Source organism: Bradyrhizobium sp. CIR48 (assembly GCF_014198315.1).
Taxonomy (GTDB): Bacteria; Pseudomonadota; Alphaproteobacteria; order Rhizobiales; family Xanthobacteraceae; genus Bradyrhizobium.
The window spans coordinates 1138523-1161172 of sequence record NZ_JACIHG010000001.1 but is presented as its reverse complement, the minus strand read 5'-3'; the positions used below and the strand labels follow the sequence as shown (position 1 = coordinate 1161172).

19 protein-coding genes and 1 pseudogene are annotated in these 22650 nt (G+C 63.9%); 15 read left to right on the top strand and 5 right to left on the bottom strand.

The window, feature by feature from the left end; all coding sequences use genetic code 11:
* Nucleotides 1-18: 18 nt before the first annotated feature.
* Nucleotides 19-903, bottom strand: coding sequence for a hypothetical protein (locus GGD66_RS05640; protein WP_183257058.1), 885 nt, complete (start codon nucleotides 901-903; stop codon nucleotides 19-21).
* Between the two features lie 281 nt (nucleotides 904-1184).
* Here GGD66_RS05640 and GGD66_RS05635 point away from each other — a divergent pair, with 281 nt between their 5' ends.
* The 5 genes and pseudogenes from GGD66_RS05635 to GGD66_RS05615 all read left to right on the top strand — a co-directional run bounded on the left by GGD66_RS05635 (nucleotide 1185) and on the right by GGD66_RS05615 (nucleotide 6865).
* Nucleotides 1185-2774, top strand: a complete 1590-nt coding sequence (locus GGD66_RS05635; protein WP_183257161.1) for an ABC transporter substrate-binding protein — start codon at nucleotides 1185-1187, stop codon at nucleotides 2772-2774.
* A gap of 60 nt (nucleotides 2775-2834) precedes the next feature.
* Nucleotides 2835-3758: an ABC transporter permease gene (locus GGD66_RS05630; RefSeq protein ID WP_183257160.1), complete on the top strand. Its 924-nt coding sequence runs from the start codon at nucleotides 2835-2837 to the stop codon at nucleotides 3756-3758.
* A 274-nt stretch (nucleotides 3759-4032) separates the two neighbouring features.
* Nucleotides 4033-4854 carry an ABC transporter permease gene (locus GGD66_RS05625; protein WP_018320167.1) on the top strand — a complete coding sequence of 274 codons (822 nt, stop codon included), beginning with the start codon at nucleotides 4033-4035 and terminating at the stop codon, nucleotides 4852-4854.
* Complete coding sequence (locus GGD66_RS05620; RefSeq protein WP_183257057.1) at nucleotides 4851-5831, top strand: ABC transporter ATP-binding protein; 981 nt, start codon at nucleotides 4851-4853, stop codon at nucleotides 5829-5831. Before GGD66_RS05625 ends, GGD66_RS05620 begins: the two co-directional genes overlap by 4 nt.
* Nucleotides 5824-6865 (top strand): annotated as a pseudogene (locus GGD66_RS05615) (ABC transporter ATP-binding protein). Before GGD66_RS05620 ends, GGD66_RS05615 begins: the two are co-directional and overlap by 8 nt.
* Nucleotides 6866-7136: 271 nt before the next feature.
* Here GGD66_RS05615 and GGD66_RS05610 read toward each other — a convergent pair.
* The 4 genes from GGD66_RS05610 to GGD66_RS05595 form a co-directional block, all read right to left on the bottom strand.
* Nucleotides 7137-8165 carry an ABC transporter permease gene (locus GGD66_RS05610; RefSeq protein ID WP_092257272.1) on the bottom strand — a complete coding sequence of 343 codons (1029 nt, stop codon included), beginning with the start codon at nucleotides 8163-8165 and terminating at the stop codon, nucleotides 7137-7139.
* A 12-nt stretch (nucleotides 8166-8177) separates the two neighbouring features.
* Nucleotides 8178-9680, bottom strand: coding sequence for a sugar ABC transporter ATP-binding protein (locus GGD66_RS05605; protein WP_183257056.1), 1503 nt, complete (start codon nucleotides 9678-9680; stop codon nucleotides 8178-8180).
* 6 nt (nucleotides 9681-9686) lie between these two features.
* Complete coding sequence (locus GGD66_RS05600; RefSeq protein ID WP_183257055.1) at nucleotides 9687-10709, bottom strand: sugar ABC transporter substrate-binding protein; 1023 nt, start codon at nucleotides 10707-10709, stop codon at nucleotides 9687-9689.
* Nucleotides 10710-10848: 139 nt separating this feature from the next.
* Entirely contained in the window at nucleotides 10849-11253 is a 405-nt protein-coding gene (locus GGD66_RS05595; protein ID WP_183257054.1) for a globin, read from the bottom strand.
* A gap of 482 nt (nucleotides 11254-11735) precedes the next feature.
* On the opposite strand from GGD66_RS05595, the gene GGD66_RS05590 reads away from it, so the two are divergent.
* From GGD66_RS05590 to GGD66_RS05545, 10 genes are all read left to right on the top strand, one after another.
* The gene (locus tag GGD66_RS05590; protein ID WP_092257261.1) at nucleotides 11736-12110 is read left to right on the top strand and encodes a DUF2946 family protein; all 375 of its coding nucleotides are present in this window, start codon (nucleotides 11736-11738) and stop codon (nucleotides 12108-12110) included.
* A 96-nt stretch (nucleotides 12111-12206) separates the two neighbouring features.
* Entirely contained in the window at nucleotides 12207-14609 is a 2403-nt protein-coding gene (locus GGD66_RS05585; protein WP_092257258.1) for a TonB-dependent receptor, read from the top strand.
* A gap of 26 nt (nucleotides 14610-14635) precedes the next feature.
* Nucleotides 14636-15847 (top strand): sialidase family protein, encoded by a 1212-nt coding sequence (locus tag GGD66_RS05580; RefSeq protein ID WP_092257255.1) that lies wholly within the window; start codon nucleotides 14636-14638, stop codon nucleotides 15845-15847.
* On the top strand, nucleotides 15844-16341 hold the full coding sequence (locus GGD66_RS05575) for a TlpA disulfide reductase family protein (protein WP_092257251.1): 498 nt from the start codon (nucleotides 15844-15846) through the stop codon (nucleotides 16339-16341). The genes GGD66_RS05580 and GGD66_RS05575 overlap by 4 nt, the downstream gene beginning before the upstream one ends.
* Nucleotides 16342-16368: 27 nt before the next feature.
* On the top strand, nucleotides 16369-16905 hold the full coding sequence (locus tag GGD66_RS05570; RefSeq protein WP_092257248.1) for a copper chaperone PCu(A)C: 537 nt from the start codon (nucleotides 16369-16371) through the stop codon (nucleotides 16903-16905).
* 29 nt (nucleotides 16906-16934) lie between these two features.
* Nucleotides 16935-17465: a YcnI family protein gene (locus GGD66_RS05565; protein ID WP_183257053.1), complete on the top strand. Its 531-nt coding sequence runs from the start codon at nucleotides 16935-16937 to the stop codon at nucleotides 17463-17465.
* Complete coding sequence (locus GGD66_RS05560) at nucleotides 17465-19027, top strand: CopD family protein (protein WP_183257052.1); 1563 nt, start codon at nucleotides 17465-17467, stop codon at nucleotides 19025-19027. Before GGD66_RS05565 ends, GGD66_RS05560 begins: the two co-directional genes overlap by 1 nt.
* A 144-nt stretch (nucleotides 19028-19171) precedes the next feature.
* A complete protein-coding gene (proS, locus tag GGD66_RS05555) occupies nucleotides 19172-20491 on the top strand; it encodes a proline--tRNA ligase (protein ID WP_018320182.1) in 1320 nt (439 codons plus the stop codon).
* 90 nt (nucleotides 20492-20581) lie between these two features.
* On the top strand, nucleotides 20582-21862 hold the full coding sequence (locus tag GGD66_RS05550; RefSeq protein ID WP_018320183.1) for a lipoprotein-releasing ABC transporter permease subunit: 1281 nt from the start codon (nucleotides 20582-20584) through the stop codon (nucleotides 21860-21862).
* 7 nt (nucleotides 21863-21869) lie between these two features.
* A complete protein-coding gene (locus GGD66_RS05545) occupies nucleotides 21870-22574 on the top strand; it encodes an ABC transporter ATP-binding protein (protein ID WP_092257239.1) in 705 nt (234 codons plus the stop codon).
* The last annotated feature ends 76 nt before the right edge of the window (nucleotides 22575-22650 follow it).

Here is a 22650-nt window from a genome sequence, read left to right as displayed (position 1 = left end):
CAACACGCCAGCGCGCGCTCAATACATTCGCATCGGCAGCGGCGCGCCTTCGGGGCCGACCAGCAGACCCCAGGTCTCGTTGACCGCGACCTCGAACTCACGCGTCTGGGCCGCGCTGCCCTTGAGCTTCAGGGTGACCTTGTACTGGCCCGGCGGCAGATCAATTTTCTGGCTATCAGGCAACTCATCCGCGGCGGCGTCGAAATCGATCAGTTTTTCTCCGGCGTGAGCCGCCAGTCGGATGGTTCGCTCATTGACGGTGATGTCGGCCGCTTCATCCGTCTTGTTGCCGAGCAACAACATCACTTGTCCCGGCGCCGGCCGGATTTTGGCCGTGGCGGCCAACGGCTTGCGTAGCGCAAGGTCGGCGATCGTTGTGTTGTCCTGACGGACGAGCCGGAGCAGCGCCGGCCCGTCCGACGTCGTGAAGACGACGACGGCCCTGTCGGGCGCGACGACGGCACCGTCGTTCTCGGTCCAGCCGCGCTTTTCGAGTGCAGCGCGATAGAAGCCGAGCACGGCCTCGAGACCGAGCGGCGTCTCGACGTGAGCCGACCTCATGAAAGGCGAATTCTTCGCGGTCATCAGGGTCCAACGGTCGACCAGCGGCAGGCCCATGTCGTCGGACATCTTGGCCTCGAATGTCCGGCTCGTGGCTTGTGTCAGAAGCCCGACAGTGTCGCAGAGCAGGCGCTCGCCAAGATAGTCCGGGGCGCAACGGCCCCTGAGTGCCCACCATGTATCGTCGACAAACCCGTTTGACCGCTTGGTGTGGGACCAATTGATTTGAATGTTTTTCGTCGGGCCGTCGCGGGCAGGGTCCGGCGTGACGGGGATCGCCATCGCCGCTGTCGCGGCGACCAGACTGCCGGCGAGTAGGATACCTAGCGTTCGGCGGGTCATTTTTTGCGCGATCCTTGTTTTCCGCGATCCCTGGGGCTCAGATAACGATCCTGAGCTTGGTCGCGTCGATTACGGAAAATGTTCACTATTCCCGTTGCTCGATGACGCACCGCGTCAATCGAGGGCTTGCATCGCCGGCCGGATGCAACCGGCCCCGAAGGCATCGCCGAACGGCCGCCGTCCGGAACTGACATTGGTCTCCATCAAAAACGAAGCTTGCATTCGACGGGCTACGAATGATCAAATCCCTGATCGGAATACCTGCGCTGGTGGGGACACACATGATGTTCAGGATGATGGCGATCGTCGCGGGCTTGGGACTGGCGCTCGCTGGATCTGCGGAGGCCCAGACGCCGCGCAAGGGCGGAACCATCCGGATGACCGCGCCCTATGGCTCGAGTTTCACCAGCCTCGACATTCACACCACGCAGCGCGCCCAGGACGAGATCTACGCCAAGGCGCTGCACCGCTCGCTGTACATCTGGAATTCCGCGGAGGGCAAGCCGGTCCTGGAGCTTGCCAAGGAGGATGTGGTCTCGGGCGGCGGTCTCGTTCACACCTTCAAGCTGCGCGACGACGCCTATTTCCACAATGGCCGGAAGATGACGGCCGACGATATCATCTGGTCCTACACCCGCATCATGGACGGCACCAAGGCCTATCCCGGCGCGCGGTTTGTCCGCGTGATCGAGGGCGCGGCCGCGGTCGAGAAGGGCCAGGCCAAGGAAATCTCCGGGCTGAAGAAGATCGACGACTTCACCGTCGAGATGAAGCTGACCGAGAAGGTCGATCCCGGCTTCTACTTCTTCACCGCGCTGACCTCGATCTATCCCGCCGACGAGGGCGCCAAGGAGAGTTTTATCCAGAAGCCGATCGGTCTCGGGCCCTTCAAATTCGTCGAGCACGTACCGGGATCGCGCATTGTCCTGGAGCGGTGGGACCGGTTCTACAAGCCCGGCAAGCCCTACGCCGACAAGATCGTCGTGTCGATCATGGGCGAGGCCGCGGCGCGCGATGTCGCCTTCCGCAACAAGGAGGTCGACACCTCGGTGCTCGGGCCCGCGCAATATGTGGCCTATCAGTCCGACGCCAATCTCAAGGGCACCATCGTCGAGGTCGCCGAGGTCTTCACCCGCTACATGGGGATGAATCCGTCATTCAAGCCGTTCGCCGACAAGCGCGTGAGACAGGCGATCAACTACGCGATCGATACCGACCTGATCATCAACAAGTTGGTCAAGGGCAAGGCCTATCGGGCCACCAGTTGGCTGCCGCTGACCTCGCCCGCCTACGACAAGGCGATGAAGCCGTACGCTTACGATCCCGCCAAGGCCAAGCAGCTGCTTAACGAGGCCGGCTATCCCAACGGCTTCGAGTTCGAATGGACCACCAGCCAGAACGAGAGCTGGGGCTTGCCGATCGTCTCGGCCGTGATTCCGATGCTGGACAAGGTCGGCATCAAGGCGAAGGTCAAGCAGGTCGAGACCGCGGTGCTGGCGGAGGTGGTTCGCACCGGCGACTACCAGGCCTTTATCTATTCCCAGGCGAGCGGTCCGGATCCGCAGGCGGCCCTCAAATGCTTCCACTCGTCGACGCCGCAGCCAGCCTGCAACTACATGATCTTCAAGAACGCCGATTTCGACAAGATCGTCGACGAGGCCGGGCAGGCCGACGACCCAGCAAAGCGCGCCCAGCTGCTGCAAAAGGCCAATGCGCTGCTCTATGAGGAGGCACCGGTCTGGTTCTTCAACTACAACAAGGCGGTCATGGCGGTGCAGCCGTGGCTCAAGGGGATTCAGCTCAACGCGACGGAGCTGACCCATCAGAACGTCGAAGACCTCTGGGTCGACGAGACCTCGCCCGCGAAGTGACATGCGCTCTCGCGCTCCCTCCGTCGCCACAGACGATGGAGGGAGAGAGGAAAAGTGCCGATGCTCTCCTTCCTGTTCCGTCGCCTGCTGCAAACCGTTCCGACCGTGCTTGCCGTCGTGCTGCTGGTCTTCGTGTTGTTCAGCGTGGTTCCCGGCAGCATCGTCTCCTCCATGAGTGACGACAGCGATCCGCAGGTCGAGCTGCGCATGAAGAAGCAGCTCGGCCTCGACGATCCCGTTTACGTGCGTTTCGGCGCCTACATTGCCAAGCTCGCGACCGGTGATTTCGGAACCTCGTTCCGGACCCGCGAGCCTGTCACCACCATGATCGCCAAGCGGGCATGGCCGACGCTGCAACTGATCTTCGCAGCCATGGCGTTCTCGGTCGTGATCGGCGTGCCGCTTGGCTTCATCGCGGCACTGCGACCGGGCGGAATCGTCGATACGCTTGCCATGGTCGTCGCGGTATCGGGCCTTTCCATCGCAAAATTCTGGCTCGGACTGGTTCTGATGTACCTGTTCGCGTTGAAGCTCGGCTGGCTGCCGAGTTTCGGCTATGGCGATGGCGGACTGAAATATCTGCTCCTGCCGGCGGTGACGCTCGGCGTCTCGCCGATGGCGCTGTTTGCCCGGACGACGCGCGCCGCGGTCCTCGAGATCATGACCGCCGATTTCGTCCGCACCGCGCGATCCAAGGGCATGAGCGAGACGCGGGTGGTGAAGTGGCATGTGATGCGCAACGCGCTCGTCATCATTCTCACCACCGTCGGCCTGCAATTCGGTGGCCTGATGGGGCAGGCGGTCGTGGTCGAGAAACTGTTCTCATGGCCGGGCATCGGCTCATTGCTGGTCGACAGTGTCTTGCAGCGCGACATTCCGGCGGTCCAGGGCTCCATTCTCGTCGTCGTGCTGGCCTTTCTCGCGATCAATCTGCTGATCGACGTACTCTACGGCGTGATCGATCCCAGGATCAGATACGCATGAGCGCGGGCGGGCTCCATCACGCTTGGACGGGAAGGCAATCGCATACGAGGCGCGCGGTGTGGCGTCACGGGTGCTGCGCCGCCTCTCCCGCTTGCGGGGGAGGGTTGGGGTGGGGGTGTCTCCGCATCGGGGTTCCCTGTGTGGCGAGAGCCCCCACCCGCCGCGCTCTCCGAGCGCGTCGGCCTCCCCCGCAAGCGGGAGAGGCCAAACGCGCCCGCGGCGAGTTCTCGCTAAAGCCACACACGATTATCCTTTTCGCGGTGGAGCGCTTGCAATGAAGCTCCGCGCCAATCTCGTCATCGGTGGGGTGTTGTTCGCGCTGGCGATCCTGGTCGGTTTGCTCGCGCCCTGGCTGGCGCACACCGATCCTGTCATGGACGCCAATCTGATGAATGCGGAGGAGCCCCCGAGCTGGACCTGGTGGTTCGGGACCGACGACCAGGGCCGCGACATCTATTCCCGCGTCGTGTATGGCGCGCGGGTCTCGCTGACGGTCGGTATCATCTCGCAGCTCATCAACAGCGTCATCGGCGTGGCCTTGGGGCTGAGCGCCGGCTATTTTGGCGGCTGGTGGGACGATGTCGTCAACGCCCTGACCAATCTCATGCTCGCGATCCCCTCGCTGATCTTCGCGCTGGCGATCATGGCGGTGCTCGGACCCGGCCTGACCAGCCTGTTGATCGCACTCGGGCTGACCAACTGGTCCTTCACGTGCCGGATTGCGCGGGCCTCGGCACTGTCGCTGCGGAGCCAGGGCTATGTGCAGGCTGCGACCGTGCTCGGCTACGGCGATTTGCGCATCATGATCACCCAGCTGCTGCCGAACATGCTGGGCCCCATCATCGTTATCGGCACGCTGGGCATGGGCAGCGCGGTGTTGTCCGAAGCCGCATTGTCGTTCCTCGGCCTCGGCGTTCGCCCGCCGTTTCCAAGCTGGGGCAGCATGCTGTCGGAAGCCCGCGAGCAGATCACGACGGCGCCGTGGCTCTCGGTATTTCCGGGCCTCGCCATCTTCCTGACGGTGCTTGGCCTCAACCTGCTCGGCGATGGCCTGCGCGACATTCTCGATCCCCAATCGCGGAGCCGGCGGACATGACCGGCGCACCGCTGATCGAAGTCGAGGACCTGCGCATCGATCTCGACGACGGATCGAGGCGCGTCGCGGCGGCCGAGGGCGTTTCGTTCCGCATCTCGCGCGGCGAGACGTTCGGCCTCGTCGGCGAATCCGGCTGCGGCAAGAGCATCACGGCGCTCGCCTTGATCGGGCTGTTGCGGCCGCCGCTCTCGATCGGCGGCGGCGTCATCCGGTTCGAGGGGCAGGAGATCCAGCACCTCTCCGCCGCCAGGCAGCGGGAGCTGCGCGGCAACCGCATTGCCATGATCTTCCAGGAGCCGATGACGGCGCTGAACCCGGTCTCGCCCGTGGGCCGGCAGATCGCCGAGATGTTCGTGCTCCACAAGGCCAAGAGCTGGCGGGAAGCCAATCGGCTGGCGGTCGAGGCGCTGTCGAGCGTCCGCGTCCCTGCGCCCGAGCGCCGCGTCAACGATTACCCGCACCAGCTCTCCGGCGGCATGCGCCAGCGCGTGATGATCGCCATCGCGCTCGCCTGCGGTCCGGATCTCCTGATCGCCGACGAGCCAACCACCGCGCTCGACGTGACCGTGCAGGCCGAGATCATCGAGCTGATGCGGAATTTGTGCGCCGAGCGGGGAACGGCGATCCTGATGATCAGCCACGACCTCGGCCTGGTCGCAAACGTCTGCCGCCGCGTCGCCGTGATGTATGCCGGCCGGATCGTCGAGGAGCGCGGCTCGGCCGATATTTTTCGAGCGCCCTCGCACCCCTATACGCAAGGCCTGGTCGCCTCGCTGCCGCGGCTCGGCAGCCGCGCTGCGCTCGGCCGCACCAGGCTCAAGGAGATCGCCGGCGTCGTCCCGGCGATCACGAATTTCCCTGATGGCTGCCGGTTCAATCCGCGCTGCGCGCAGGCGACGGATATTTGCCGAAGAGTCGCGCCGGAGACCGATCTGCTGGCGGCGGGCGGTCTGGTCAGGTGTCATCACCATGCATGAGCCGCAAAACATGCTGGGTGAGCGAAGGCCGGACGATGACCTCATCCTCAGCGTCGAGGATCTCGCGGTTCACTTTCCGCTCGGCGGCGGCCTGCTGGGCCGCGGCAAGCGGATGCTCCGGGCCGTCGATGGCGTCGATCTCAAGCTGAAGCGCGGCGAATGCCTCGGCCTCGTCGGCGAGTCCGGCTCCGGCAAGTCGACGGTCGCATTCGATCCTTGGCCTGCTGACGCCGACGCGCGGCCGCATCGTGCTGGACGGGCAGGTCGTGAGGAGCAGGCAATCCGGCGATCGCAAGGCGTTGGCGCGCACCGTGCAGATGGTGTTTCAGGATCCCTACGCCTCGCTCAATCCGCGTCAGACCGTTCGCCGCACGTTAGAGGATCCGCTGCGTGTGCACGGCGTCACCGCGAAAAGCGAGATCGAGGATCGCGTCGCGACCATGCTGCGGCATGTCGGCTTGCGGCCCGAACAGTCGGGCCGCTACCCGCATGAATTCTCCGGCGGTCAGCGCCAGCGCATCGGCATTGCCCGCGCGCTGATCCTCAACCCCAAAATCGTCATCTGCGACGAGCCGGTCTCGGCGCTCGACGTCTCGATCCGCGCCCAGATCATCAATCTGCTGCTGGAATTGAAGGACACGCTCGGCCTGTCCTACATCATGATCAGCCACGATCTCGGCGTCGTCGAGCACATGAGCGACCGCGTCGCCGTGATGTATCTCGGCCGCATCGTCGAGAACGGCCACTGGCGCGAGATCTTCGAGCGCCCGGCGCATCCCTATACGCAGGCCCTGATCGCCGCGATTCCTGATCCGCTACATCATGCCCCGCTGGCGACCACAGGCGGCGACCTTCCCAACCCGCTCAATCCGCCGAACGGCTGCGCCTTCAGCCCAAGATGCCGTTATGCGGAGGCGGTGTGCCGCCGCGAGCCGGGGCCGCTGCTGGAGACGCGAGCCGATGGACACGCGGTGAGGTGCTGGCGGGCAGACGAGATCGGGGCAGCGAGCCTTGCCCTATCACCTTCACCCTGAGGTGGCCGCTTCTTCAGCGGCCCTCGAAGGGCGACGGCCCGGCTGGCAGCGTGGCCGTTCATCCTTCGAGGCTCCGCATGCGATGCTGTCGCATCGCCTGCTCCGCACCTTAGGGATGACGGGGTCATTGTCGCTTCTGCTTCTGTTTTGCCCGACGGGTCAATCCCGGTGCGGTGGGCTCACGCACTTGCGGCTTCGATAAGCAGCTGAATTTTCTTACAGTTTCTACTGTGCATGGGGTTGTTTTCGCGTTTTTTGTTTTGAGGGCTGTCTAGTCCGCCGCCTTTTCCCTCAGCCGCTGCGCGTAGACGTTGATCACCAGCGCTGCCAGCAGGATCAGGCCGCGGATCAGGATCTTCAGGAAGCTGTCAATGTTGACGTGGTCGAGGCCGTTATTGAGAACACCGAGAACGAACAGCCCGACGATGGTGTTGCCGATACCGCCGCGGCCGCCGAACAGGCTGGTGCCGCCGACCACGACGGCGGCGATGGAGTCGAGCAGATAGGTGTCGAACTCGTTCTGCTGCGCGCTGCCGAAATGGGCGACGCCGAGCATGCCGCCGATGCCCGAGCACACCGCCGAGATCACCATCACCGCGCCTAGGATGAGCTTGACGTTGAGGCCGGAATATTCGGCCGCCTCGCGGTTGCCCCCGACCATGTAGACGTAGCGGCCGAAGCGCGTGTAGGTCAGCACCAGATGCCCGCCGAGCAGCATCAGCGCGGCGATGATGACGAGCCAGGGGATGCCGCCGATCGAGCCTGAGCCGAGCGTGGTGATCAGGCTCGGAACCTTGTAGGCGATCTGGCCGCGCACCAGCAGCGCCGAGATGCCGGCCGCGATCTGCATCATCGCCAGCGTCATGATGAAGGAGGGGATGCCGATCACGGTCAGCCCCAGCGCATTGACGAGGCCGAGCAAGGCGCAGAGCAGGATCGATAGCAAGATGGCGACCGCGCCGGGGAGGGGAATGTTGGCGATGTTGACGTAGGATTCCTGCAGCGTGAAGTAGGCGACCGCGATGCCCGTGACATTGGCGATGCTGGCGATCGAGAGGTCGATCTCGGCGCACAGGATCACGAAGGTGAGGCCGACGGCGATGATGCCGGTGACCGACACTTGCGTGAGGATGTTGCCGAGATTGTCGAGCGTCGCGAAGGAGGGGCTGGCAAAGGCGAAGAAGCCGGACAGGAAGATCAGGGTGAGGAACGGGGCGATGTTGCGCATCTGCGAGCGCAGGAAGGGCGCCAGCCCGCGCGCCCGCTGCCCCGCCGCCAAAGCCGTCTCACTGCTCGTCATTGTGCTTCTCCGTCACGCCGCTTCCAGCAGGCGGTCCTTGCTGACCGGCTCGTTCCTGAATTCCCGCACCAGTGCGCCGCGCTTGAGCACGAGGATGCGGTCGGCCAGCGACAGCACCGTTTCCGGCTCGGTCGACAGCACAATGATCGCAAGCCCCTTGGCGCGGAGGTCGCGAACGATGTTGATGACGTCGTTCTTGGCGCCGACGTCCATGCCGCGGGTTGGCTCGCACAGCACCAGGAGCTTGGGCGGATAGGTCAGCCATTTTGCCAGCGCCACCTTCTGCTGGTTGCCGCCGGAGAGCATGCCGAGATCGAGGCCGACCACCGGCGGCCGGATCTGCAATTGCTCGACCTGACGCTTCGCGATATCGCGCTCCTGCGCCGGCTTGAGCAGCAGGGAGGAGATGCGGTCCAAAATGCTGATCGAGATGTTCTTGTAGACCGGCTCCTGGTGGAACAGCATGTCGCGGCGGCTCTCGGGCACCAGCGCCACGCCGGCGCGTCGCGCCGCCGCCGTGCTGGCAAAGGTTTTTGGCTGACCCTCGACGAGAAGCGTGCCGCTATCAGGCTTCAGCTTGCCGAACAGGATGCGCGACAGCTCCTGCTGGCCGCAGCCCATGAAGCCGTAGATGCCGAGCACCTCCCCGGCGCGGGCCTCGAAGGAGATGTCCTTCAGGCTGCGGGCGAGCGTCAGCTGGTCGACCTTCAGAACCACCGCGCTGTCGCTCGGCTGCGGCAGCATCAGGTCGTCGGTGTAGCTGTGCTCGAGCGCTTCGCCGCCGCGGCCGATCATGGCCTCGATCAGCGCGCCCTTGCTGGTGGCGGCGCTGGCCGTCTCGGCGACCTTCCGCCCGTTGCGGAACACAGTCACTGTGTCGGACACGCGCAGGATGTCCTCGATGAAATGCGAGATGAAGACGATGCTGGTGCCTTCTTCGCGCAGCCGCCGCAGCGTTGCGAACAGCCGCTCGACCTCGGGCGGGGAGAGGGCGGAGGTCGGCTCGTCCAGGATCACGATGCGGGCGCCGGAGAACAGCACGCGCGCGATCTCGATCAGCTGCTGCAGCCCGATGGGCAAATCACCCAGCCTACTCATCGGATCGACGTCGATGCCGAAGCGGGCGAGCTGCTCGCCGGCCTCGCGCGCCATGCGCCGCCATTGCACGAGGCCAAGGGCGTTGGTTGGCTGGTTGCCCAGGAAGACGTTCTCGGCGACCGTGAGATCAGGCGCGACACTGAGCTCCTGGTGCACCATGGCAATGCCGGCCGCGTGCGCATCGCGCGCCGAACGGAAATGCGTCTCCTGACTGTCGATCAGGAAGCGGCCGGAGAATTCGGTATGCACGCCGGCGATGATCTTCATCAGCGTGCTTTTTCCAGCGCCGTTCTCGCCGACGAGACCGTGAATCTCGCCGGGATGGAGCGCGAAGTCGACACCACGAAGCGCTTCGACGCCGCCGAAGCTCTTCGTGATGCCCTGCAGTTCAAGGATGGGCGAACGCACCTCGGGCATGAAAGCTCAGATCAGGAAGTGATCCTGCATCCACTGCATCCCGGCGGCATTGGCCTTGGTCACGACCGGGCCGTCGGTGACGACGTTCTTGGGAATGCCCTGTCCGCTCTTCTCGCCGCCGACCACGGCCGAGACGCCCGCGATGATGGCGCCGCCATGGATGCGGCAGGACGGATTGCGGACGGTCGCGAACATGCGTCCTTCGCTCACCGCCTGAATCGCCGGCGGCATGGCATCGACGCCGCCGATCAGGATGTTGGTGCGGCCGCGTGCCTTCATGATGTTGGCGGCGGCGAGCGCCATGTCGTCATTGTGGAAGAACGCCGCATCGATCTGCGGATACTTGGTCAGATATGTTTCCCAGAGGCGCGCGGTCTTGGAGACGTCCCAGTCGGCCGGCTGGGTGTCGAGCACCTCGATCCCGGGGAATTGCTTCACCGTGTTGGTGAAGCCCTTTGCGCGCCCTTGCGCGCCGGTGTGGCCGAGCGCGCCCTGCGTCATGATGATCTTGCCCTTGCCGCCCATCGCGTTGCACAGCGCCTGGGTCACCGAGGCGCCCATGAACTCGTTGTCGGGGGCGAGGAAGGAGTGGACGTTGATCTGGTCGAGCGGCGCAATCAGCGTGTCCATGTCGATCACGGCCGTGCCGGCGTCGATCATCTTTTGCACGGGCTGGGTGAGGGTGCCGATACCGAACGCCTGGATAGCGACGAAGTCCCATTTCTGCGAGGCCATGTTGTCGATGGCCGCGCGCTGCTTCACGGCGTCGAGCTGGCCGTCGAACCAGGTGACCTCGACGTTGAATAGCTTGCCCCAGAATTCGGCGGCCTGCTTTCCTTGCGCGCACCATGTGGCCTGCAGGCCCGCATTGGAGAACGCCGCCTTCAGCGGCTTCTCGCTTCGCCCGACCTCGGCGGCCAATGCGGGGTTTATGCCCATGCTGCCGAGGAGGGCAGCTCCGGCGCCGGCGGCCGCAGCCGCCTGAAGAAGATCGCGCCTCGTCGTCGAGAAATCTTTCGTCCCGGACATCGCTCGCTCCCATAAATTTTATCGTCGGCGCGTCATTGATTGCGCAACCGATGTCGAAAGTGTCTCACAAGAGTTGATGCCACTCAATCTGCAATCACACGCGCCATCGCAGCACGCCGCGTTGGTGCAGCGCAAAGCGTCAGGCCGTCGTGCCGGCGAGTGCGTCGATGTCGACGAGCAATTTGTCCCAGGCTTGCGCGATCTCGATCGACCATTCATCGCCGAGCAGATCGCGCAGCGTATCCCTGATAATGGTGAAGAAGGTGGTGAACAGCTGGGGCGACGTGCCATAGGCGTCGTGTGAGGCGACCTCGCAGGCGATCAGCCGGAAATGCCCATGACGCATCCCGGCGAAATCGAGAATCGCCTCGATCGTCAGCGCGAGCATCGATCCCTTCACGAGGTCAGAGCCCTCCGAGCGGAACATCGCCTGCGTTTCGGGATGCTCGTCGAACAGGCGCTGGTAGACGAGGGGCGTGAGATCCGCGCAGCGCGAGGCCGCGAGTTCAAAGCTGAGTTCGACTGGATTGGAGGGCATATTCATCGGCGGAAGTGCCATGCGGACAAAAAAAGAGCGGGGCCCTGGCCCCGCTCAAAAATTGTGTCGACCCTATTATCCCCGATTCTAAGATTTGCTCTTGATTGACGGGGCGACGCTGCGTTTTGCGCGCCAGGGGCTCCTCCCGAGACTTGGACCACCAGACTTCGACCTCACGGCCAGCCTGAGCAAGGGGGATGCTAGATCAACTTTTCTCACTTGTCATCATTTTCGGCAACGAATGTTCAAAATTCGAGCAATAGACGAAATGATCGGGCTTTTTTCCCCGCAAGTATATGACAAATATAAGAAATCTGTGGATGTCGGGCCGTTTGATTTGGCTCAAATGCCGGCCCCCGAGCCCATGGTGAGGTCGTCCGGACCACGCTTTTCCGACAAATTTGCGCTGGGCCAAGAAGGCGGCGGAACTGATCTCGACTTGGGCCCGGCGCGGTGTTTAGTTAGCAGACGAACGAACGGTTCGGCGGATGCGCGCGCGGTTACAGAAATTCCTACCCCTGGTCCTGCTCGCCTTGGTGATGCAGGTGCTGGCGCCGATTGCCGCGTGCTGGGCGACGGGCCAAGCCATCGCCGATCCGCTGTCTGCCGCCGTCATCTGCCACAGCGTGAGCGAGGAGGGTGGCCTCGACGAACGGACGGGGACCCCGACCGCGCATGCGGGTGCGTGCGCCCTGTGTTGCCTGGCCCAGGCGGGCGCGTCGCTGGATTCGCCGACGCACGCGGCACTCTCGATTCCCTTCCGCCATGCCGCGCGCGTGGTGTGGCAGCCGGCGGATGCGTCCGCCATCGCCGCTCCCAGGGGGTCGAGCGCCCAGGCCCGCGCCCCACCTCAATTTTCCTGACGTAGCGACAAACCGAACCATTGGCGCGCGCCGTTGCTGTGCCGATGGGCGTGCTCAATGGACCGGTCGAGGTGCCGGATGTCAGGAATTCAAGAGATGTTACGCATTCGTGCGATCGGGCGCGCGGGCTTGCCCGTGCTTTTCGGACTGGTGTCCCCGATCGGTTCAGACGCGCTCGCCCAGGCTGCCTCGGAAGCGATTCCCGCGGTGACGGTCGAGGCGCCCAAGACGTCCCGTCCCAAGCCAATCACCCGGTCAACGCGGCAGCGCTCCACTTCGGCGGCGCGCGCAGCGAGGCCGGTCGCGCCGAACGCGACCGATGGCGCCCAGGGGCAGAACAACACAATGTCCGCCGGCGCAGTGCGGGCCGGTCTCAATCAGGCGCCGGCCGGTCAGACCGCGACGACCATCGATCGCAGCCAGTTCGACAACCGGCCCTCGTTTTCGGTCAGCGACGTCTTGCGGGACAGTCCGGGCATTTCGATCAAGCAGGGTAATGGTCCGCGCGATTTCGGCATCTCGATTCGCGGATCCAACGCCCGAAACGGTTTCGGCATCCGCAATCTCGTGATCTTCGACGACGGTTTCCCCGTCACGCAGCCGGACGGACTGTCGCGTAGCGACCTGATCGATCCCCATGCCTATGGCGCGATCGACGTGATCCGCGGCCCCTCATCGGCGCTCTACGGCAATTATGCGACCGGCGGCGCGCTCAATTTCCGCACACGGCCGGGCGGCACGATCGACGGCGTCGAATACGGCGTCGACGGCGGCAGCTATGGCTACCTCAACAATTACCTTGCGGCCGGCAAGAAGGTCGGGAATTTCGAGGGTTCTCTGTTTGCGAGCGACACCCGAGGCGACGGCTATATCGGCAATAGTTGGTTCAATACGCAGACCGTCAACTTCCTCGGCACGCTCAAGGCGACGCCGGACGACCGCTTCACGGTCAAGATCATCAACAACGATCTCAGCGCGCGGCTGCCGCTTCGACAGTCGCTGAACCAATTCTACACCAATCCCTTCCAGCAGGGCTGTGCGACCGGTGCCACGGCGGCGCCCGGATGCGGTACGGTCAGGCTGTTCAACAATGGCTTCAACGCGACCGCCGGGACCGATACGGAGACGGCCGTACAGGCCGGGCTCGGCCGCAACGACCGCCGCACCATCGTCGGGGGCCGGTGGGAGCACGATTTCGACAACAATACGACCTGGCGCAACCAGTTCGTGTTCGACGACCGGAACATCAGTCAGCCAACTGGCTCCACCAGCTCGATCGGCGACTTCCCGTCCTACAACTACATGAGTGATCTCACCAAGCGAGGAGAGATTCTCGGCCTGGAGTCCACCGCGTTCTTCGGCGCCTTCTACAACACCCTGACGGCATCGAGCGATACGCGAAACGTGATGCCGGGAGGCAACGCGACGCTCGGCAGGCTGTCGAGCAATCTCTACAGCGAGACGACCAATTATGGTGTTCGTGCCAGGGAAGAGCTCAAGCTTACATCGTCGCTAACGGCCGTTGCGGGCATCGGTTGGGAGACGACCTTGCTCAAGGGCACCAACACGGCCTATTCATATGCTGGTCCCACCGGCATCACCACGACGACGCCGACGACCGCGGACCGGCAGTTTCAAAATACTGCGCCAGAGTTGGCGTTGCTCTACAACCTCAACAACGAATGGCTGTTCCGGGCACGCGTTGCCACGGGGTATGGCACACCGCAGGTCTCAAATCTTTTCGTCGCTCAGACGGGATTGCCGGGCAACAATACCCAGCTCCAGGCCCAGAAGAATCTTGGCTACGATCTCGGTTTCGATTGGACGCCGAACAGCGCGTTCAAGCTCAGCGCGACCGGCTTTTACGAGTTTTTCCGTAACGAGATCGTCAACCAGGCGACGTCGGTCGCGGGTGTAAACTACTCGTTCAACGCGCCGCGATCGGAGCATCGGGGCCTCGAGCTTGCCGCCGACTGGAAGTTCTCTCCGGGCTGGCGGTTCATGGCGGCGTACACCTATCTCGACGAGGTCTACACCGAATATGTCGAGAACATCACCAATGGCGCCGTCTTCAGCTTCAACCGTGCCGGCAATAAAATTCCCGGTATCTCGCCTAACGAGCTGACGGCTCGAATTGGCTACGACGAGTTCGCCGGGTCGCTGGCAGGTCTCGGTGGCTTCGTCGAGGTCCAGTGGAAGGACTCTTTCTACATGGACAACGCGAATCTGCTGAAGGCGCCGGGCTACGAACTGGTCAATGTGAACGTCCATTACAAGACCGACTTGGTGTCGGACACCTTCAAGTCACTCAATCTGTTTCTTGAGGTCAGGAACGTATTCGATCGCACCTATGTTGCGTCGGCAAACAACATCGCAAACACCGTGACGGCGGCCGGCCTGCAAATTCCAGGGAACACGCTCGCAAGCACGGCACCGGGGTCGATCTATGCGGGCTCGCCACGCCTGTTCGTTGCAGGTATGAAGGTGGCCTTCAAATAATCCGGGCTCTCGAAGGGAATAGGGCCATGATCCGAACTGGCTTGCTCGCGATAGCCGCTCTCGCATGCCTGCAAGGTGCGGCGCTGGGGCAGATGCACGGCAAGCACGCGTCCGAAGCTGCGTGCGAGGAGCCGACGCTGCGCTGTGCGACCAAGGCGACGCCCGCCTTCGGTCCGGACGGGACGCTGTGGCTGGTCTGGATGGCGGGAGGGCAGGTCTCGGTCGCAAGTTCGCAGGACGAGGGCCGAAGTTTCTCGACGCCCACTCAAGTCACGACGAAGCGGCTGAACCTCGATTGGGGGCCGGATGCGCGGCCGAAGATCGTGGTCGACCGCAAGGGGGGCATCGCGCTCGCGTTCTCGACCTTCAGGGACGAGGCCTTCAACGGTCAGGTGTTCACCACGCGCTCGGCCGACGGCGGGAAAAGCTTCGCGGAGCTGAAGCCGATCACCGCCAGCAACGAGAGCCAACGTTTCGAGGCGCTGGCGCTCGATCAGGATGGAACGGTCTTTGCGGCGTGGCTGGACAAGCGCAATCGCATTTTTGCGAAGGAAGCGGGACAGAAGTACGAGGGGGCCGGGCTGTTCTTCACGTCGTCCAGCGACGGCGGTACCACCTACGCAGACGCGAAGCTGGCGCGTGAGGGCACCTGCGAATGCTGCCGGTTGGGGCTGGCATTCGCTGCGTCCGGGCGGCCGGTCGCAATCTTCAGGAACATTTTTGAGGGCGGCGTGCGCGACCACGCGGTGATGACCTTCACGGACGTCGCCACGCCAGGCGAAGTCCGCCGGGTCAGCAACGACGACTGGCAGATCAATGCCTGCCCACACCATGGGCCGAGCCTCACCGTTGCGCCGAACGGCACCTATCACGTCGCCTGGTACACCAACGGAAAGGCGCGGAAGGGACTGTTCTACGCGCACTCGCGCGACGAAGGCCGCACGTTCTCTTCGCCGATGGCGTTGGGGCGGCCGGATCGCAATCCGACGCGCCCCTTCGTGCTCGCGGGCGCGGCGGGAACGGTGATGGTCTGGAAGGAGTTCGACGGCGAGAAGACCTCCGTCCAGATGACGATCTCCCGCGACGATGGCGAGACGTGGTCGCCGCCGAAGACGATATCGAGCACGACCGACACGTCCGACCATCCTTTGCTCGTCTCCAACGGCAAGCAGACTTACCTGTCGTGGATGACGAAGGCGGATGGCTATCGGCTCAAGGCTATCGAGGACCAACCATGAGATTTCGATTTGTAGGCATTGCGGGTCTTGTCGTTCTGATCGCTTCAGTGGCTGCGCTTGCCGCATCTCCCGCTTTGAAGCCATTCGAACGCGGCACTTGGCAAAGCGTCCTTAGGGGGCACGCCGGCCGCCCCGTGCTCGTGCATTTCTGGGGCGTGACCTGTGGCCCCTGCAAGGTCGAGCTGCCGCTGCTCGGCCAGTTTGCCAAGGATCATCCTGACGTCGACGTCGTCACTGTCAGCGCCGATCTCGTGCCGAACCTGCCGGCCGCCACGCAATCGATGCTCGACAAGGCGGGTCTGTCGTCGACCGAAAATTTCATCTTCAACGACGGCTTTGTCGAGCGCTTGCGGTTCGAGATCGATCCGGCTTGGCAGGGCGACATCCCCAGGACCATGCTCATCTCCCGGGAAGGGACCGTCACGACCATCGAAGGCTCGGCTGAAATTGCCGATCTCGAAAAATGGTCAGCGCAACAACGCTCAAAACACTGAAGTTCAGTCTGCAAAGGGAATACCGATATGAAGACAATCTCGAAAAACGTGCTGTTCGCTGCGTTCGCTCTCGCGATCTCCGCAGCACCGGCGGTCGCCGACGACGTCAAGGCCGGCGATCTCGTCGTCTCGCAGGCCTGGAGCCGGGCGACGCCGGGCGGCGCGAAGGTCGCCGGCGGCTATCTGACCATCGAGAACAAGGGCACGGCGGCCGACAGACTGGTCAGCGTGTCCGCCGATATCGCGGGCAAGGCCGAGATTCACGAGATGGCGATGGACAATGGCGTGATGAAGATGCGCCCGCTCGACAAGGGGCTCGCCATCGATGCCGGCAAGACGGTGAAGCTCGCGCCCGGCGGCAATCATTTGATGCTCCAGGAGCTGAAGGGCGCGTTCAAGCAGGGCGACAAGGTGCCGGTGACGCTGCAATTCGAGAAGGCCGGCAAGGTCGCGGTCTCACTCGACGTCCAGGGCGTCGGCGCGCAGGCGCCTGGCGATGCCGGGCATTCAGGTCATATGGACATGAAGAAAATGCCGGATCACTCGGGAATGAAGATGAAATGAGACGGATCTGGACTCTCGGGAGACCGAACATGTCGAAGCAATCCTGCCTGATCCTGGTTGCCGCGCTCGCCGCCTCGCCGGCGGCGGCGCACGTGTCGATCGAGACCAAGCAAGCCACGGTCGGCACGTCCTACAAGGCCGTCTTCACCGTGCCGCATGGCTGCGCGGGCTCGCCGACGGTGAAGATCCGGGTGCAGATTCCAGAAGGGGTGATCGCGGTGAAGCCGATGCCGAAGGCCGGTTGGACCATCGATGTCATCGAGGGCAAATATGCCGCGGAGTACGACTATCACGGCAACAAGCTCTCCTCCGGCGTCAAGGAGGTGGCGTGGTCCGGCGGCAAGCTGCCGGACAAGAACTATGACGAATTTGTCCTCAGCACGTTCCTGACCGACAGCCTGAAGCCGAACACGGTGCTGTACTTCCCCGTCGTTCAGGAATGCGAGGCTGGCGTCAGCCGCTGGATCGAAATTCCGGCGGCGGGGGCAGGGCATTCACATGAGGGTAAGTCCGAAGGCAAGTCGCCGGCGCCGGGCGTGAAACTGTTGCCAAAACCCTGATGCGCCTCTTCGCCGCGCTTGCGACGCTGCTCCTCGTTGCCGGCTTCGCAAGCGGTGCGTCGGCGCATGCGGCGCTGCTCTCGGTCGAACCGGCGAGCGGCAGCATGCTCGCGGCCGCGCCCAAGGCGGTGGAGCTGCGTTTCAACGAGGCGGTAACGCCGGGCGCGATCCGGCTGATCGATGGTGCGGGCAGGGCGCGGGATGATGCGCGCGTCAGCGCATCGGGCGAGACGATTTCGGTCGCGATGCCGGCGGATCTGCCTGAGGGGACCGCGGTCGTCAGCTATCGCGTGATCTCGCAGGACGGCCATCCCGTCACCGGATCGATGATCTTCTCGATCGGCATGCCGACCGCGACGAAGCCTGCCGCCGCTGAGGATAGCGGGTTGAACGCGCTGATCTGGCTGGCGCGCGTCGGCCTGTACGTTGGGCTGTTCGTCGGCGTCGGCGGCGTGTTCTTCGCGCGCTGGGTTGCGTGGTCGATGACCGGCATGGCTGTCCCGCGCATGGCGCTCGTCCTCGGTCTCCCGAGCGCGCTGGCGTCCGTCGGCGCCTTGGGCCTCGGTCTCCTCGGGCTGCCGCTGACAGCCCTCGCGACCGCTGCTCCCTGGAAAGTCGCCCTCGCGACCAGCGCCGGCCCTGCGCTGCTGGTTGCCCTGCTTGCGATGCTACTCGCGTTGATGGCGCTGCGCAGTGCGTGGTACGCGCGTGCGCTTGCGATCATGGCGTTGGTCGGCGTCGGTCTGTCGCTCGCCATGACCGGGCACGCCGCAACGGCCCCGCCTGAGGCGTTGACCCGGCCTGCAATCTTTCTTCATGGCCTCGGTGTCACCATCTGGATCGGTGCTCTCGCGCCGCTCGTGGCGCTGGTGTCGAAGCCGACGATTGCGACGCTCGCGATTGTGAACCGCTTTTCCCGCATTGCTGCGCTCGCGGTCGGCGTGTTGGCCTTGACCGGCCTCGCACTCGCGATCGTGCAGCTCGAAAAGCCTGGAGCGCTGGTCGAGACTAGCTACGGGCTGATCCTCTCGGTCAAGCTAGTTCTGGTTACGGGATTGCTGGCGCTGGCCGCGCTCAATCGGTTCCGGTTGACTCCGGCCCTGGCCCGGAACGAGACAGGGACGCCCGCGCTCAAGCGCTCGATCGTGCTGGAAGGTACGATTGCTCTCGCCATCCTGGCGGTGGTCGCCGGCTGGCGCTTCACGCCGCCGCCGCGGACGATCGTGCCGGAGACGCCTTTGGGGATCCACATCCACAGCGACAAGGCGATGTTCCAGGTCCTGGTCTCGCCAGGCAAGGCGGGGGCCAATGATGTCGTGCTCCAGCTCATGACCGGCGAGGGGACGCCGCTGGCGGCCAAGGAGGCGACGTTGACCCTGAGCCTGCCCGAGCGCGGCATCGAGCCGATGGAGCGAAGGGCCTCGCTCGGGCCCGATGGCTATTGGCATGTGCGCAAGGTCGAGCTGCCCTTTGCCGGCCGCTGGCACGTGCGGATCGACGCGCTGGTGACCGACTTCGAGCAGATCACGCTCGAAGATGAACTCGACGTCACGCCGCCGTGAGACGCAGCTCGGGCTGAACCTGAAGTCCGACGGAAAAATGACAGGAATTCCGTTGCGTTAGCGGCTTTTCCTCACTCCCGGTCTTGTGTTTTCGCTCTCAATCCGGTTTCACTGCAACCCATCACTGATTCCCAGAGTATTACCATGCGGTTGTCGCGGTTCTTTCTGCCCATCCTGAAGGAAAATCCGAAAGAGGCGGAGATCGTCTCGCATCGGCTGATGCTGCGCGCCGGCATGATCCGGCAGGAGGCCGCCGGTATCTATGCCTGGCTGCCGCTCGGCTTCCGCGTGCTGAAGAAGATCGAGCAGATCGTGCGCGAGGAGCAGGACCGCTCCGGCGCGCTGGAACTGTTGATGCCGACGCTCCAGCTTGCCGATCTCTGGCGCGAGAGCGGCCGCTATGACGCCTATGGTCCGGAGATGTTGCGCATCGCCGACCGCCACAAGCGCGAGCTCTTGTACGGGCCGACTAACGAGGAAATGATCACCGAGATCTTCCGCGCCTATGTGAAGTCCTACAAGAACCTGCCGCTGAATCTCTATCATATCCAATGGAAATTCCGCGACGAGCAGCGTCCGCGTTTCGGCGTGATGCGCGGCCGCGAGTTCCTGATGAAGGACGCTTATTCGTTCGATCTCAACGAAGCCGCGGCGCGCGTCGCCTACAACAAGATGTTCGTGGCGTATTTGCGCACCTTTGCGCGGATGGGGCTGAAGGCGATCCCGATGCGCGCCGAGACCGGCCCGATCGGCGGCGATCTCAGCCACGAGTTCATCGTGCTGGCCGAAACCGGCGAATCCGGTGTGTTCATCAATCGCGATGTGCTAGACCTGCCGGTGCCGGGCGAGGACGTCGACTACGACAGCGACCTGACGCCGATCATCAAGCAATGGACCTCGGTCTACGCCGCCACGGAGGACGTCCACGACGCCGCGCGCTTCGAGCAGGAAGTGCCGGCGGACAAGCGGGTGAACACCCGCGGCATCGAGGTCGGCCAGATCTTCTATTTCGGGACCAAATATTCCGACGCGATGAAGGCCCTGGTGGCGGGTCCCGACGGCGTCGATGTGCCGATCCATGGTGGTTCCTACGGCGTCGGCGTCTCGCGCCTGCTCGGCGCGATCATCGAGGCCTGCCATGACGATGCCGGCATCAAATGGCCGGAGGCTGTCGCGCCGTTCCGCGTGTCGATTCTCAATCTCAAGCAGGGCGATGCCGCCGTCGATGCGGCCTGCGAGAAGCTTTATGCCGAGCTCACCGCCAAGGGCGTCGACGTGCTCTACGACGACACCGACCAGCGCGCCGGCGCCAAATTCGCCGCCGCCGACCTGATCGGTATCCCCTGGCAGATCATGATCGGCCCGAAGGGGCTCGCTGACGGCAAGGTCGAGATCAAGCGGCGAGCCGACGGCTCCCGCGAGACCATGTCGCCTGCGGACGCGGTCGCAAGACTTGTGGGCTGATAAGCCTGGTCGGCTGAATATTGTTCATCGCCCGATATCGCGGCCGCCAATCCGGCCACAATTGACCCCGAATCATGGGATTATCGAGCGATGGATGAGACCATGACCGAAACCGTGCAAACCGCGCCTTTTGCGCCATTCGAGTGGATGCTGTCGGCGCGCTATTTGCGGGCGCGCCGCAAGGAGGGATTCATCTCGGTCATCGCCGGGTTCTCCTTTCTCGGCATCATGCTGGGTGTGGCGACGCTGATCATCGTCATGGCCGTGATGAACGGCTTCCGCAAAGAGCTGCTCGACAAGATCCTGGGGCTGAACGGGCACATCCTGGTGCAGCCGCTGGAATCGCCGCTGACCGACTGGAAGGACGTCGCCGACCGCCTCAGCCAGGTCAAAGGCATCCGGCTTGCAGCGCCCGTGGTCGACGGCCAGGCGCTGGCGTCCTCGCCCTGGAACGCCTCGGGCGTGCTGGTGCGCGGCATCCGCTCCGACGACCTCAACAACCTCACCTCGATCGCCAAGAACATCAAGCAGGGCTCGCTCGAGGGCTTTGACGACGGGCAGGGCGTCGCGATCGGCCGGCGCCTCGCCGATCAGCTGTCACTGCATGCCGGCGACAGCATCACGCTGGTGGCGCCGAAGGGGGCGGTCACCCCGATGGGCACGACACCGCGCATCAAGCCGTACAAGATCGTCGCCGTGTTCGAGATCGGCATGTCCGAATACGATCTCGGCTTCGTGTTCATGCCGCTCGCGGAAGCGCAGGCCTATTTCAACCGCAGCAACGACGTCACCTCGATCGAGGTCTTCACCACCAATCCCGATCAGATCGTCGCCTTTCGCCAGGCCGTGACGGAGGCTGCGGGCAGGCCGGTGTTCCTGGTGGATTGGCGGCAGCGCAATTCGACCTTCTTCAACGCGCTCCAGGTCGAGCGCAACGTGATGTTCCTGATCCTGACCATGATCGTACTGGTCGCAGCGCTCAACATCGTCTCCGGCCTGATCATGCTGGTGAAGGACAAGGGCAGCGACATCGCGATCCTGCGCACAATGGGCGCCTCGCAAGGCTCGATCATGCGCATCTTTCTGATCACGGGCGCCTCGATCGGCGTGGTCGGCACGCTGGTCGGCTTTGTCGTCGGCCTCGTGATCTGCCTGAACATCGAATCCATCCGGCAATTCCTGTCATGGCTGACCAGCACCGAGCTGTTCTCGCCAGAGCTCTATTTCCTGTCGAAACTGCCCGCCGAGATCGACGTCGGCGAGACCACGGCCGTCGTCATCATGGCGCTGACGCTGTCGTTCCTGGCGACGCTGTATCCGTCGTGGCGCGCCGCGCGCCTCGATCCCGTCGAAGCGCTGCGGTACGAGTGAGGGGTTGATGGAGCAGCAGCAGGGGGCGGAAGACGTTCCGGTCATTTATCTCCACGAGATAAAGCGGCAGTACTTGCAGGGCGAGGTGCCGCTGACGATCCTCGATGGCGCCAAGCTCGCGCTGTGGGCCGGCCAGTCGGTGGCGCTGGTGGCGCCGTCAGGCTCGGGCAAATCGACGCTGCTGCATATCGCGGGGCTATTGGAAGCGCCCGATTCCGGCGAGGTCTATGTCTCGGGCGCGCCGACTTCGCAGCTGCCCGACATCGAGCGCACCCAGCTGCGCCGCACCGATATCGGCTTCGTCTACCAGTCGCACCGGCTATTGCCGGAATTCTCGGCGCTCGAGAACGTGATGATGCCGCAGATGATCCGCGGCCTCAAAAAGTCCGAGAGCGTCAAGCGCGCCAAGGAGATTTTGGGCTATCTCGGCCTCGGCGACCGCATCACCCATCGCCCGGCCGAGCTGTCCGGCGGCGAGCAGCAGCGCGTCGCGATCGCGCGCGCGGTGGCCAACGCGCCACGCGTCCTGTTCGCGGACGAGCCGACCGGCAACCTCGATCCGCACACCGCAGATCATGTGTTCCAGGCGCTGATGCAGCTGGTCAAGGCGACCAAGGTCTCGATGCTGATCGCGACCCACAACATGGAGCTCGCCGGGCGCATGGACCGGCGCGTCTCGCTGTCGAACGGCCAGGTGATCGAGCTCGAATAGAAAATCGCGAAAACAACCCCATGCACAGTAGCCAGGTGCTTGGCGGGGCTCGCGAAAAAAATCGCCATTTCGCCGC

What these genes read in the sequence shown, in the direction of transcription:
- GGD66_RS05605 (WP_183257056.1), bottom strand. Translation starts at nt 9,680, where the DNA reads ATGCCCGAGGTGCGTTCGCCCATCCTTGAACTGCAGGGCATCACGAAG.
- GGD66_RS05570 (WP_092257248.1), top strand. Translation starts at nt 16,369, where the DNA reads ATGAAGACAATCTCGAAAAACGTGCTGTTCGCTGCGTTCGCTCTCGCG.
- GGD66_RS05600 (WP_183257055.1), bottom strand. Translation starts at nt 10,709, where the DNA reads ATGTCCGGGACGAAAGATTTCTCGACGACGAGGCGCGATCTTCTTCAG.
- GGD66_RS05575 (WP_092257251.1), top strand. Translation starts at nt 15,844, where the DNA reads ATGAGATTTCGATTTGTAGGCATTGCGGGTCTTGTCGTTCTGATCGCT.
- GGD66_RS05580 (WP_092257255.1), top strand. Translation starts at nt 14,636, where the DNA reads ATGATCCGAACTGGCTTGCTCGCGATAGCCGCTCTCGCATGCCTGCAA.
- GGD66_RS05545 (WP_092257239.1), top strand. Translation starts at nt 21,870, where the DNA reads ATGGAGCAGCAGCAGGGGGCGGAAGACGTTCCGGTCATTTATCTCCAC.
- GGD66_RS05565 (WP_183257053.1), top strand. Translation starts at nt 16,935, where the DNA reads ATGTCGAAGCAATCCTGCCTGATCCTGGTTGCCGCGCTCGCCGCCTCG.
- GGD66_RS05640 (WP_183257058.1), bottom strand. Translation starts at nt 903, where the DNA reads ATGACCCGCCGAACGCTAGGTATCCTACTCGCCGGCAGTCTGGTCGCC.
- GGD66_RS05625 (WP_018320167.1), top strand. Translation starts at nt 4,033, where the DNA reads ATGAAGCTCCGCGCCAATCTCGTCATCGGTGGGGTGTTGTTCGCGCTG.
- GGD66_RS05620 (WP_183257057.1), top strand. Translation starts at nt 4,851, where the DNA reads ATGACCGGCGCACCGCTGATCGAAGTCGAGGACCTGCGCATCGATCTC.
- GGD66_RS05590 (WP_092257261.1), top strand. Translation starts at nt 11,736, where the DNA reads ATGCGCGCGCGGTTACAGAAATTCCTACCCCTGGTCCTGCTCGCCTTG.
- GGD66_RS05635 (WP_183257161.1), top strand. Translation starts at nt 1,185, where the DNA reads ATGATGTTCAGGATGATGGCGATCGTCGCGGGCTTGGGACTGGCGCTC.
- GGD66_RS05630 (WP_183257160.1), top strand. Translation starts at nt 2,835, where the DNA reads ATGCTCTCCTTCCTGTTCCGTCGCCTGCTGCAAACCGTTCCGACCGTG.
- GGD66_RS05550 (WP_018320183.1), top strand. Translation starts at nt 20,582, where the DNA reads ATGGATGAGACCATGACCGAAACCGTGCAAACCGCGCCTTTTGCGCCA.
- GGD66_RS05585 (WP_092257258.1), top strand. Translation starts at nt 12,207, where the DNA reads ATGTTACGCATTCGTGCGATCGGGCGCGCGGGCTTGCCCGTGCTTTTC.
- proS (WP_018320182.1), top strand. Translation starts at nt 19,172, where the DNA reads ATGCGGTTGTCGCGGTTCTTTCTGCCCATCCTGAAGGAAAATCCGAAA.
- GGD66_RS05560 (WP_183257052.1), top strand. Translation starts at nt 17,465, where the DNA reads ATGCGCCTCTTCGCCGCGCTTGCGACGCTGCTCCTCGTTGCCGGCTTC.
- GGD66_RS05595 (WP_183257054.1), bottom strand. Translation starts at nt 11,253, where the DNA reads ATGAATATGCCCTCCAATCCAGTCGAACTCAGCTTTGAACTCGCGGCC.
- GGD66_RS05610 (WP_092257272.1), bottom strand. Translation starts at nt 8,165, where the DNA reads ATGACGAGCAGTGAGACGGCTTTGGCGGCGGGGCAGCGGGCGCGCGGG.